12 protein-coding genes are annotated in these 12,557 nt (G+C 42.6%); 6 read left to right on the top strand and 6 right to left on the bottom strand.

The window, feature by feature from the left end; translation table 11 throughout:
• Positions 1–178: 178 nt before the first annotated feature.
• The 3 genes from gcvT to D1136_RS08850 all read right to left on the bottom strand — a co-directional run bounded on the left by gcvT (position 179) and on the right by D1136_RS08850 (position 3,577).
• Positions 179–1,279, bottom strand: coding sequence for a glycine cleavage system aminomethyltransferase GcvT (gcvT, locus tag D1136_RS08860; RefSeq protein WP_161877280.1), 1,101 nt, complete (start codon positions 1,277–1,279; stop codon positions 179–181).
• Positions 1,280–1,553: 274 nt separating this feature from the next.
• Complete coding sequence (locus D1136_RS08855) at positions 1,554–2,555, bottom strand: ornithine carbamoyltransferase (RefSeq protein WP_161877279.1); 1,002 nt, start codon at positions 2,553–2,555, stop codon at positions 1,554–1,556.
• A 62-nt stretch (positions 2,556–2,617) separates the two neighbouring features.
• A complete protein-coding gene (locus D1136_RS08850) occupies positions 2,618–3,577 on the bottom strand; it encodes a carbamate kinase (protein ID WP_161877278.1) in 960 nt (319 codons plus the stop codon).
• A gap of 221 nt (positions 3,578–3,798) precedes the next feature.
• Between D1136_RS08850 and D1136_RS08845 the strand changes: the two genes are divergently transcribed.
• The 6 genes from D1136_RS08845 (at position 3,799) to D1136_RS08820 (ending at position 10,050) form a co-directional block, all read left to right on the top strand.
• On the top strand, positions 3,799–4,113 hold the full coding sequence (locus D1136_RS08845; protein WP_161877277.1) for a septum formation initiator family protein: 315 nt from the start codon (positions 3,799–3,801) through the stop codon (positions 4,111–4,113).
• Between the two features lie 5 nt (positions 4,114–4,118).
• Positions 4,119–4,544, top strand: coding sequence for a Holliday junction resolvase RuvX (gene ruvX, locus D1136_RS08840; RefSeq protein WP_161877276.1), 426 nt, complete (start codon positions 4,119–4,121; stop codon positions 4,542–4,544).
• A 19-nt stretch (positions 4,545–4,563) separates the two neighbouring features.
• A complete protein-coding gene (def, locus tag D1136_RS08835; protein ID WP_161877275.1) occupies positions 4,564–5,118 on the top strand; it encodes a peptide deformylase in 555 nt (184 codons plus the stop codon).
• Between the two features lie 201 nt (positions 5,119–5,319).
• Positions 5,320–7,155: a ComEC/Rec2 family competence protein gene (locus D1136_RS08830; RefSeq protein ID WP_161877274.1), complete on the top strand. Its 1,836-nt coding sequence runs from the start codon at positions 5,320–5,322 to the stop codon at positions 7,153–7,155.
• 65 nt (positions 7,156–7,220) lie between these two features.
• Entirely contained in the window at positions 7,221–8,561 is a 1,341-nt protein-coding gene (gene trkA, locus D1136_RS08825) for a Trk system potassium transporter TrkA (RefSeq protein WP_161877273.1), read from the top strand.
• Positions 8,562–8,631: 70 nt separating this feature from the next.
• Positions 8,632–10,050, top strand: a complete 1,419-nt coding sequence (locus D1136_RS08820) for a TrkH family potassium uptake protein (protein ID WP_237567035.1) — start codon at positions 8,632–8,634, stop codon at positions 10,048–10,050.
• A 3-nt stretch (positions 10,051–10,053) separates the two neighbouring features.
• Here D1136_RS08820 and D1136_RS08815 read toward each other — a convergent pair whose 3' ends face one another.
• From D1136_RS08815 to fsa, 3 genes are all read right to left on the bottom strand, one after another.
• On the bottom strand, positions 10,054–10,716 hold the full coding sequence (locus D1136_RS08815) for an MgtC/SapB family protein (RefSeq protein WP_161877271.1): 663 nt from the start codon (positions 10,714–10,716) through the stop codon (positions 10,054–10,056).
• 137 nt (positions 10,717–10,853) lie between these two features.
• Positions 10,854–11,462: an L-threonylcarbamoyladenylate synthase gene (locus D1136_RS08810; RefSeq protein ID WP_161877270.1), complete on the bottom strand. Its 609-nt coding sequence runs from the start codon at positions 11,460–11,462 to the stop codon at positions 10,854–10,856.
• Positions 11,463–11,470: 8 nt separating this feature from the next.
• The gene (fsa, locus tag D1136_RS08805; protein WP_161877269.1) at positions 11,471–12,127 is read right to left on the bottom strand and encodes a fructose-6-phosphate aldolase; all 657 of its coding nucleotides are present in this window, start codon (positions 12,125–12,127) and stop codon (positions 11,471–11,473) included.
• Between the last annotated feature and the right edge of the window lie 430 nt (positions 12,128–12,557).

Here is a 12,557-nt window from a genome sequence, read left to right as displayed (position 1 = left end):
TTAAAGTGTTCTATTTAGCTTTTCCTTTCGGAAACGTTACAAATATGCAAATTTTCCTTCAAAATACTTGCCATTTAAATAAAAATATTCGAATTTAATTCCTCTTTACAAAAACCATTTCAATAAACCCGAAATTCCCCGTAAAAAGCGGGACTGAATAGTCCCGCTACAGCACTCATCAAAAAAACGGAGTTTTTACAATCTTAGCTTTCAAAGCTTTATTCCGAACCCGGATAAAAATTTCCGAATCCAGTTTATGGAATCCGCTTTTCACATATCCCGTACCGATAGATTTTCCCGTCAACGGCGATACCGTTCCGGAACAAACCACTCCGATTTCATTTCCCTCTGCATCTTCTATCGGATATCCCTGACGGGCAATACCCCGGTCTACAATCTCAAACGGCTTCATGTAGCGGGCTGGTTTATCAGCCTTCATCTTCTCATGGTATTCCCGCATAATAAAGTCATTTCCCGGCACAAACTTAGTGATCCATCCCAGACCAGCCTCTATCGGACCATGCTCATCGTCAATCTCATGCCCGTATAAACAAAAACCAGCTTCCAGGCGAAGGGTATCCCGGGCTCCTAAACCGATAGGCTGAATGCCAAACTCTTTTCCTGCCTCGAAAACAGCATTCCACAAACGCTCAGCATCTTCATTATACGCATAAACTTCACATCCGCCGGCACCAGTATACCCCGTAGTGGAAAAAATCACTTTATCAATACCAGCAAAAGGAATCTCCTTAAAAGTATAATACTCCATATCAGTCACATTCTCCGAAGTCAGCTTTTGCATCGCCTTTAAAGCCAAAGGCCCCTGTATCGCCAACTGACAAATACGGTCGGAAGCATTTTCCAGTTCAATCCCGGGCTTCATCCCCAATTCTGCACCATACTTCACAACCCAATTCCAGTCCTTTTCAATATTAGCAGCATTCACCACCAAAAGATATTTTTCCGGACTGAAACGATAAACTAACAGGTCATCCACAATCCCCCCCCTTTCATTCGGAAAACAACTGTACTGAACCTTACCGTCCACCAAAGCCGCTACATCATTCGTCGTTAATTTCTGTACCAGCTCAAAAGCCTTCGGCCCCTTTATCCAAAACTCACCCATGTGAGAAACATCAAACACACCTAATTTTTTCCGAACCGTTAAATGTTCTTCTTTTATACCCGTACTGTATTCAATAGGCATATTATAACCGGCAAAAGGAGCCATCCGGGCTCCCAAAGCCTCATGAAAATGAGTAAAAGGAGTTGTTTTCATTCTTTATTTATATTAAGTTACATTAAAGAGCTTTACTTCATTCTGTATTCCCGGGAAATACTCCTATTATTGCAAACGTTAGCAATGGAAAACTTCACAAAGATATAATTTATCTCCATTCACCTTCTCTCTTTTGGTTAATTTTTCTTAGTATTTATATACCACTTTACAGTAAATCTCACTTTTTGTACTTTCCAATACCAAATCATAAAAAAGACCTGCAAGGAAAAAATCTTCCCCATGCAGGCCCTCTTTCTTTTATCGGTTTATATCCTTAACATCCCAAAGTAGCCACCATCACAGCCTTAATGGTATGCATACGGTTCTCTGCCTCATCAAATACGATAGAATTCGGCGATTCAAAAACCTCTTCTGTCACTTCAACACCATCCAGTCCGAACTGGCGGTGTACATCCCGGCCGACCTGAGTTTCCAGATTATGATATGCCGGAAGACAATGCATAAACTTACATTTAGGATTAGCGGTCATCTCCATCACCTTGGCATTTACCTGATAAGGCTTCAGCATCTTTATCCGCTCTTCCCATACTTCCGCAGGCTCACCCATAGATACCCAGACATCGGTATAAAGAAAATCACATCCTTTCACGCCAGCTTCCACGTCATCCGTTACAGTTACTGTAGCACCCGTTTCCCTGGCTATTTCCTGACAGGTCGCCACCAAAGCAGCATCAGGCTGCAACCCCTTCGGAGCAACAATCCGGACATCCATACCCATCTTAGCACCTCCTACCATCAAAGAATTGCCCATATTATAGCGGGCATCTCCCAAATAAGCAAAAGTAATCTGATGCAAAGGCTTATCCACATGCTCAGACATCGTCAGGAAATCAGCCAGAATCTGAGTCGGATGGAATTCATTTGTCAACCCGTTCCACACCGGCACACCCGCATAACGAGCCAGTTCCTCTACAATCTCCTGAGAAAATCCCCGGTACTCTATTCCATCATACATCCGCCCCAATACCCTGGCCGTATCTTTCATGGATTCTTTTACCCCAATCTGTGAACCGGTCGGTCCCAGATAAGTCGTGTGAGCCCCCTGGTCATATGCAGCCACTTCAAAAGAACAACGCGTACGGGTAGAAGTCTTTTCAAAAATCAAAGCAATATTTTTCCCTTTCAGACGGGGTTGTTCCGTACCGGCGTATTTCGCTTTTTTCAAATCTGCAGCCAGATTCAACAAATATTTAATTTCTTCCGGAGTAAAGTCCAGTAATTTCAGAAAATTTCTGTTTCTTAAGTTTAAAGCCATATCAATCCTATTTTTAAATGAAACCTTAATTTTAACTATAAATGACAAATTTATAAAAAATCTTACTCATAATACATGGTAATCTTCGACCCATAATGCCGGTCTTCCAACTTGGTAGCCTCCGTAATCACCGCTTTCTGTCCCCCCTTCTCCACAAACGACAGACATGCACGTATTTTGGGAGCCATACTACCCTCTCCAAACATCCCGGCTTCCAGATATTTCATCGTATCCGCATAATCCAGGAATTCCAGAACTTCCTGTGTCGGTTTCCGGTAATCTTTGTAAATATAAGGCACATCCGTCAAAATATACAGTTCATCCGCCTTTATCCGGCTGGCTATCATAGCCGAAGCAAGGTCCTTGTCTATCACCCCTTCTATCGCCTGCAACATTCCGTCCCCATCTATATATACCGGAATCCCACCTCCGCCACCGGTAATCACAATACTGCCGGCACGGGCCATCCGCTCCACCAGTGCAGCATTTTTGAAATCAACGGGACAGGGAGAAGGGACAACACGCCTCCATCCTCCTTCCACTTTCACCTCTTCCTTAAACACCCAGCCGTGTTCCTGTGCCAGACGGTCTGCTTCCTCCCGGGTGTAAATCTTACCTACCCTTTTGGTCGGATTTTGCAAGGCCGGATCATGCTGATCCACAACGACCTGTGAAATCATAGAAACCACATGACGGCTCAACCCCTGTTCCTTCAGGACATTCCTTAAATTCCGCTCTATCATATACCCTATCTGTCCCTGCGAATAAGCCACACACATATCTAAAGTCATCGGAGGTAAACCGTACATCCTCACCCCCGCATCATCGCTCATCAAAATATTCCCCACCTGAGGTCCGTTTCCATGAGTGATAACTAAATTATAACCATCCCGTACCAAATAAATCAAATTTTCCAGAGTCTCCCGGATGTTCTGATTCTGCTCCTCCACCGTACCCTTTTGGTTCCCTCGCAAAATAGCATTTCCCCCCAGAGCAACCACTGCTAATTTTTTTTCCTCCATATATCTTCCTATAAAATTAAACTTCTTATTTTTTCTTGACAAATTTAAAAAATCGACACATTCAAAAAATAGCATTTTACTCTTTTTTACTGTCCGCAAACGTTTGATTATCAACAAAAGGTATAATTATGCTGTCCGTTTTTATAATTATGCGGCATAAAAACGGCCAACCATAGGAATCTCTTTTTCTTTTTATCCAATTTTACTACCTTTGTCCTATCATGGAAGAAAAGGACAACAATACTCAAAAGCATTCCCTGTTCAGCAAATTAATGAACAAATACACGATGACTTTGCTTGTATTCCTGGTATGGCTTACTTTTTTCGACCGAAACAACTTCATTAATAAAATGCAGTTGAAAAATAAAATCACAACACTGCAGAAAGAAAAAGCATATTACCATCATAAAATCGAGGAAGATAATCGGAAAATGCAGGAATTATTGAGTAATAAAGACAACCTTGAAAAATTTGCCAGAGAGCAATATCTCATGAAAAATAAAAATGAGGATATTTTTGTCATCGTTAAGGAATAAAGGAAGTGGGACGCATCATAGCCATTGATTACGGCAAAAAAAGAATAGGACTCGCAGTGAGTGACCCCTGTGGAATTATTGCAACAGGACTGGGAACTGTCGGACCTCATGAAATATTTCAATATCTCCAGCACTATCTGAACCAGGAAAAAGTAGACCTGTTCGTTGTAGGCCACCCCAAACAAATGGACAACAGCGACTCTGAAAGCATGAACTACATCAAACCTTTTTTAGCAGGTTTGAAACACAAATTTCCGGCCGTCCCCATCGTGATGTATGACGAGAGATTTACTTCCGTCTTAGCACACAAAGCCCTGCTCGAAGGAGGTGCCAAAAAGAAAACCCGACAGGATAAATCCCTGATAGACACCATGAGTGCTACTATTATCCTGACTTCCTATATGGAACAACAAAGGAATCTGAAAAACTGACCACATAAATTGACATCATATGTTTTTACCTATCGTAGTCTACGGTCATCCTACTTTACGCAAAGTGTCAGAAGACATTACAATGGATTATCCGGAATTAAACAAATTTATCCAGGATATGTTTTACACCATGGATGAAGCAGACGGTGTAGGACTGGCAGCCCCCCAAGTAGGACGCAACATCCGCATATTCACCGTCGATGCCAACGCCTTTGAAGAAATAGATCCCGATTGCAAAGGCTTCCGCAAAGCATTCATCAATGCACATATCCTCGAACGCTGGGGCGATGAAACCAACCGGAATGAAGGATGTCTCAGCATCCCCGGCATCCATGAAGATGTAAGAAGAAAAGAACACATCCGGATTGCCTACATGAACGAAAAAGGAGAACAATTGGAAGAAGAATACTCAGGCATAAAAGCCTGGATCATCCAGCATGAATACGACCACCTGGACGGCATTCTTTTTACCGACCATCTTTCCGCCTTGAAAAAAAGGCTTCTAAAAAATAAACTCAACAATATCAGTCTTGGCAAATTCAAGGCCGCCTACCGGGTCATTCTTCCAAAATAAAACGACCGGGAAACCTGAGAAAAGCACTTCTGATAAATGTGAAATTGAGAATATTTTTGTAACTTCTACAAAAAGTTTTCAATTTCATATGTTGGTGTAAACTTCAATCCCAAATATCCGTTCCTGTACCTGACAGCCAGCCTTATAACAGGTATTCTCTGCCAGGACGCATTTCCACTGCCCGGAAGAGTAGTCTATCTTTTGTTTGCCATAGCGTTGCTTTTTTATTTTCCGAGATCTGTCCGGAAATACTGCGATATTTTTCTCCTGCTGGCTATTTTCAGTATCGGCATTTCCGTATCTTCACATCCACACAAGCTTTATCCGGAAGAAAATATCTACTTCTTCCAAGGCCGTTGCGAAGAACAACTTCCCTATAACCAATATATTCTCTCGACAGGTAACACCAGATTCTATCTGAATCTGTATACTCCGGAAATAACTTACCATCCGGGCGACTCACTTGCTTTCTACACAAGCATATCAACCATACCGGATATTTCAAATCCGGGAGAATTCAATACAGCCCATTATCTGAAACAAAAAAAAGTATACCACCGACTATTCCCTCTCACCGAAATTACTCAATGGCATTCCACACACCTCCCGTCCTTCAGTTTTAAGCAATTCAGAAAATCTCTCATCCGGAAAAGCCAAATCCTTACCCAGGACTCTGTCTGCCATATGCTCATACAAGCCTTGTGCCTCGGCTACAAAAACGATTTAGATGCCGACACCAAACACCTTTTTATCGAAACAGGTACCATCCATCTATTGGCTGTTTCCGGTTTGCATACCGGTGCAATCTATCTGTTTCTGCTCTACCTCTTCAGATACATAGGACTCTACGGTCCTAAAAAAGAACTCTGTATACTTCCCCTGCTTTGGATGTATGCCTGCCTGACCGGTCTTTCCCCATCTGTTGTACGGGCAGCAACCATCCTGTCCTTTATCAGCATCGGGAAAGCCTTCAACAAAAATTATATTCCCCTGAATGCATTGGCCGCATCGGCTTTCTTCACCTTACTCCTGCATCCCCACTTGCTGCAATCCCTCAGTTTTCTTCTCTCATACAGTGCCTACACCGGCATCCTGACCATTTACCCTTTATTACACCGGTTACCAGGGAAATTACCTCCCGTTCTTTCCCACTTATACAACAGCTGCTGTGTTTCCATCGCTGCTCAAATTCCCACCCTCCCCATAGCAGCATATTACTTTCACACCATCCCCCTGAATAGTTTTCTTATTAACATCATCGCCATACCTCTCGCAACACTTTTCCTGTACAGTTCAGCCATTTGCCTGGTCCTTCCGGTGGCTGTCGCCCAATATCTTATTATTATTCCGGAAAACCTTTGCCGGCTATTGCTTTACACCCTCAGGCTCTTCCATCCGTTCAGCATAAACCTTCACCAACTGTACCCCACCCCCGTATGTGTCTTATTAGGATACGTTTGCCTATGTTGTCTACTTTATTATTTGTCGCAAAGGAAAAAAATAAGGCTGATATACAACATCCTCTCTCTGACAATCTTCATCGCCTATCTGACAATCCTGAACCTCCGGTTATCTTCACAAAAAGAAGTAGTCATTTTCCACCTCCATCAAAAAACCGGAATCCTGCTGAATTACAAAGGATTCTATACAATCCTGACCGAAACTCCCTCGGTTAAAAATAAATTGCAACCTTACCTCCTCTCCCGCAAGCTTAAGCCCCTGCCACCCCAAAACAATTATCTGGGTGAATCCCTCTGGCTATATCAATCTCATTTGCAAACATCACAAGACACCATCGGGATTCTGACCCCTCAAAATAAAATCTATGCCCCCTGCCAATCTTTAATCATCACAGGAAATCTGCATCCGAAACAGGTATTTCCGGATACCATGCCCATCTCTTTGCCTTCCCGGATTATCCTTGATGGCTCCAACAACAAATCCACCCGTCTGAAATGGAATGTCTTTTGCCAGGAACACAATATTGTTTTCCGTACCACTTCCACAGAAGGATATATCCGTCTCAGTTTAAAATAAACCTTTATTCCACTTTAAATCTCATTATTTTAGTAAATTTGTCCCCAATTAGTTTGTTAAAAACCATGAATATTGTTATCGCAGGAGTAGGATCCGTCGGGACACACCTCGCCCGTATGTTAAGCCGCCAGGAACACAACATTATGCTGATTGATACCAATCAGGAAAAGTTGGAGGAACTGGAAAGCCAAATAGACGTCCTGTACATCGTCGGTTCCTGTACCTCCATCGGTGCATTAAAAGATGCGGAAGTCGGGAAATGCGATCTCTACATAGCCGTCAACCCATTGGAAGAACAAAACATCAATTCCGCCATACTGGCCAAAAAATTAGGAGCCAAGCAAACCATTGCCCGTGTCAACAACAGCGAATACCTGGAAACAGAAAATGCCGAATACCTGCGTTCTATCGGAATTGATTCGCTCATCTATCCGGAAAGACTTGCAGCAGAGGAAATTGTGGCCTCCCTCAAACAAGCCGGCTCACGCCAGATGCATGAATTTTCCGACGGACGCCTCCAATTACTGGGGATAAAACTATGGGAAAATGCTCCCATTCTCAACCATACCCTGATCAAAATGGCCGAAATATACGGAGCAGATCAATTCCGCATCGTAGCCATAAAACGGCACAACCACACCATTATTCCCCGGGGAAATGACGAACTGAAATACGGAGACCTCATATTCGTGGTCACCCGTCCTTCTTTTATCCCCAATGTGTTCACCCTTTGCGGCAAAGAGCAATTTGAAATAAAAAATATTGTAATTGTCGGAGCATCCCGAATCGGCATCAAAACCGCCTCTTTGCTGGAAAAACACTATAATGTAAAAATCATCGAAAAAGACCGGGAAAAATGCATCCAGTTGGCAGATAAACTGCAATCTACATTAGTCATTAACGGTGACGGACGAGACCTCACCCTGCTGAGGGAAGAAGGAATAAAAAACATTGATGCTTTCATCAGCCTCACCGGCTCATCCGAAACCAATATTCTCTCCTGTCTTCTGGCCAAAAAAATGGGAGTCAAAAAAAGTGTTGCAGAGGTAGAAAATATCGACTACATCGACCTGGCTGAAAATATAGGTATCGGAACCCTTATCAATACAAAACTTATTGCTGCCTCCCACATCTACCGCTATACAATGAATGTAGATGTGAAACATTTGAAATTCCTGACTTTTTCTGAGGCAGAAGTTTTCGAACTGGAAGCAAAACCGGGTTCCAAAATCACCCGCAATCTGCTCCAGAATATGCATTTCCCCACGGATGCGACCGTCGGGGGCGTTTTCCGGGGAGATGAAACCATCATTGCCAAAGGAGATGTACAAATACAGGCCGGAGATAATGTTGTCATTTTCGCACTACCCAATGCCGTCAAAAAGGTAATCAAATACTTTCAGTAATCAATTTGCCAGTCAATAAACAAATCTTCAGCTTACTAAAATGATAAATTTCCGTTTTATATCTAACCTCATGGGACGGTTACTGATAGTTGAGAGTGCTTTCCTGCTGATATGTGTAATCGTTGCTCTGGTCTATCAGGAAACGGATATTATGGCCTTTTTTTACACCACGCTAATCACCGGAATTGCAGGTTTTCTAATGATTAATTTCATAAAAATCAAAGACCGCACACTCGCCAAAAAAGACGGTTATTTCATGGTCACCATGGTATGGATTGTCTTCTCCCTGTTCGGCTGTCTGCCATACCTGATAGCAGATTCCATTTCCTCTTTTCCGGATGCCTTTTTTGAAACGATGTCGGGCTTCACAACCACTGGTTCTTCTGTCCTGAACAACATCGAAGCACTACCCCACGCCACCCTTTTCTGGCGCTCCCTGACCCAATGGATGGGAGGATTAGGTATCATCACCCTGTTTATTGCCATCCTTCCCAGCCTGGGAATTGAAGGCCGGGACCTCTATGTAGCGGAAGTACCCGGTCCCACCCATAGTAAAACCTCCTTTACCTTTACCTCCTCAGCCCGCCAAATGTGGATAATCTACACCTCACTAACCTTTTTACAAACTCTTTTGCTCATGCTGGGAGGTATGGACTTCTTTGACGGAATATGTCACGCTTTTACCACCATGGCCACCGGAGGTTTTTCCACCAAACAAACTAGTGTCGCCTACTGGGATTCTGCCTATATCCAGTATATACTCATCGTTTTCATGTTCATCGCAGGAACAAACATGGGATTAATCCACTGCGCTATCCGGGGAAACTGGAACAAATTATTGAAAGATAATGAATTTCGGATTTATCTGATTTTAGTTTTACTTGTAAGCATAACCATCGGATTCATCTTATATGCAGAAGATTGGGCCAATCTCGAAAAAAGCATGCGTGATGCGACTTTTCAGGTAGTCACTCTAATTACCACTACCGGATTCGCTACCGTCGACTACCTGCAATGGCCTCCCTTCCTGGGACTGATTTTATTCCTTCTCTTCTTTATCGGAGCCTCGGCCGGTTCCACTTCCGGAGGTATGAAAATCATTCGCGTTTACCTGCTTTTTAAAAATTCATTCATTGAATTTAAAAGAATCATCCATCCCAACGGAATCATCAATGTCAAATACAACAACAAAACTGTCCATCCCAACATCATGACCGGCATGATGGGATTTGCCATACTTTATATGATTGTTTTTACCATTGGCAGCATCATCATGACCCCCTTTACCGAAGACCTGAGCACAGCCTGCAGTGCAGTCATTACCTGCATGAGCAACGTAGGACCGGGATTCGGAAGTATCGGTCCAATGTATTCATTCGCCCACCTGAATGAATTTGCTAAAATTTTCCTGGCTTTCCTAATGCTTATCGGACGTTTGGAAATCCTGACTGTAATGGTACTTTTTACCAGAGCATTCTGGAAAAAATAGCCCCTAAGAAATACGCTCAATTGTCAGCTCAGGCAAATTATGCATGAATTGCAACAACTCGCTTTCATCCAAATAACGCTTCGTCTTAATCACCATAGTCACCCGGTAAACTTCCATATGCTGCAAAGGCTCATGCTGAACATCATAACTGGTAACCCGGTAATTTCTCAAATGCAATTCACTGATTACCCTTTTTAAATTTTCTTTGTCTGTAGTAGAAAATACCAATAAAGAACTATGTTCCCCGACATTCTTAAAAACAATAGTCAAAAACTCTAATCCAATCAAAGTAAACACCATCGCAGAAACACCAATCCAATACATCCCGCCTCCTACTGCCAGACCTATTCCGGAAGTCGCCCATAATCCCGCAGCCGTAGTCAACCCCCGGACAAATTGCTTCTGTATCAAAATAGTACCAGCCCCGATAAAACCGATGCCACTGACCACCTGTGCCGCCACCCGGCTGGGGTCCAGACCGATACCCGGCTTACCCAAGACATCTGTAAATCCATGCTGGGATACTATCATAAGCAAAGCACTCCCGATAGCTACCAGAAAATGAGTTCGCAGTCCAGCTTCTTTAGCCCTGTATTCCCGGTCCCATCCGATAATACCTCCCAACACTCCCGCTACAATTAAACGTAAAATATAGTCCCCGTACATTTTTTTCCTCCTTTCTTTTATCCATATCCTTCCATACGTCCCAAACATCCCAAACGTTTCTTTATTTTCCGGCAAAAATAATGCCAAACAAAAGGCTGTCTTATTCAGACAGCCCCATATATCCGTAAAACTCCTTTCTATTCCAGTTCCCCTATCCCCTGACGGACGATCTCTATCGTTCCCTTAGAACAATCTACAACCGTCGAAGCCACATTCTGACCATATCCCCCATCTATCACCAAATCCACCAACTTCCCGTATTTCTCAAAAATCAATTCCGGGTCTGTCATATACTCAGCCACATCATCCTCTGCTTTCACCGAAGTTGTCAACAAAGGATTTCCCAATTCTTCTACAATAGACAAAATAATGGCATTATCCGGCACACGAATACCGATTGTCTTGCGCCTGTTCATCATCACATGAGGCAATTTATTGGTTGCCGGCAAAATAAATGTAAAAGGGCCTGGCAAATAACGCTTCATCACTTTAAAAATATCGTTACTCACTTTGGCATAGGCGGCAATATTTGAAAGATCACGGCAAATCATAGAAAAATTAGCTTTCTCCGGTTTTACTCCTTTCAACTGACAAACCCGTTGCACCGCCTTCACATGATTGATATCACAGCCAATCGCGTAAACAGTATCCGTAGGATAAATAATTACCCCACCATTCTTCAGCACCTCAACCACTTTCAGAACATCCTGCATATTCGGATGCTCTTCAAACAACCTGATAAACATAAATTATATCAATCATTCACCTTTTTATAGTCCTCCAGAAACTTTGCCAAACCACTATTAGTCAACGGATGGTTCAGCAAACCTTTAATAGCTGCCAAAGGACAGGTGGCAACATCAGCACCTACCTCTATACATTGGATAATATGTTGAGTTGTCCGGATTGAAGCTGCCAGAACTTGAGTGGAATAACCGTAATAAGTATACATATCCACAATCTTACTTACCAATTCAATCCCATCACTTGAAATATCGTCCAAACGTCCGACAAAAGGAGAAACATATGTAGCTCCGGCCTTGGCTGCCAACAGCGCCTGTCCCGGCGAAAACACCAAAGTGCAATTGGTACGGATTCCTTTCCCCGAAAAATATTTAATCGCCCGGATGCCATCTGCTATACAAGGCACCTTTACCACAATATTCGGATGCAAAGCAGCCAATTCCTCACCTTCTTTAAGCATACCGGCATAATCAGTAGCAATCACTTCCGCACTGACATCCCCGTCCACCATATTACAAATTTCAACGTAATGCTTTTTACAATTCTCCACCCCTTTTATACCTTCTTTCGCCATCAAGGAAGGATTCGTAGTCACACCATCCAACACTCCCAGTTCACTGGCTTCCTTAATTTGAGCTAAATTTGCCGTATCAATAAAAAATTTCATAATTCTATTCTATTAAGTTATAAATGTGAGTAAAACAAAATTAGAATATTCTTACCAATAAACTATCTATCCAGTCGAATTTTTTTAATCACCATTATTTTCCCTATTCTTTGAGGCAAAAAATATTCTTCAAATTATTCCGGAATATCCACATCATTTATACACTTTCACCCGTATACCCATCCAGAACATGAAACCTATGCAAACAAAAATATTAAATAAGAAAAAAAAGGACTACCTTCAAATGATCCTACTGCTCATTCTGCTATGCCTCTATGCATATCATGAATCCCACCTATCTACTCCCTTTCACTCTTTGTTTTTCCATGACCTCACCCTTGAAACCGGCTCTCCGGCAATATCCCCCTCCACTGCCCCCTCCATGCATCCGTACTAACGGTACGCCAACACAAATACATTCCACTTACGT

It is taken from the genome of Odoribacter sp. Z80 (assembly GCF_009935865.1).
GTDB lineage: Bacteria > Bacteroidota > Bacteroidia > Bacteroidales > Marinifilaceae > Odoribacter.
This window is presented reverse-complemented; position numbering and strand designations above follow the sequence as displayed.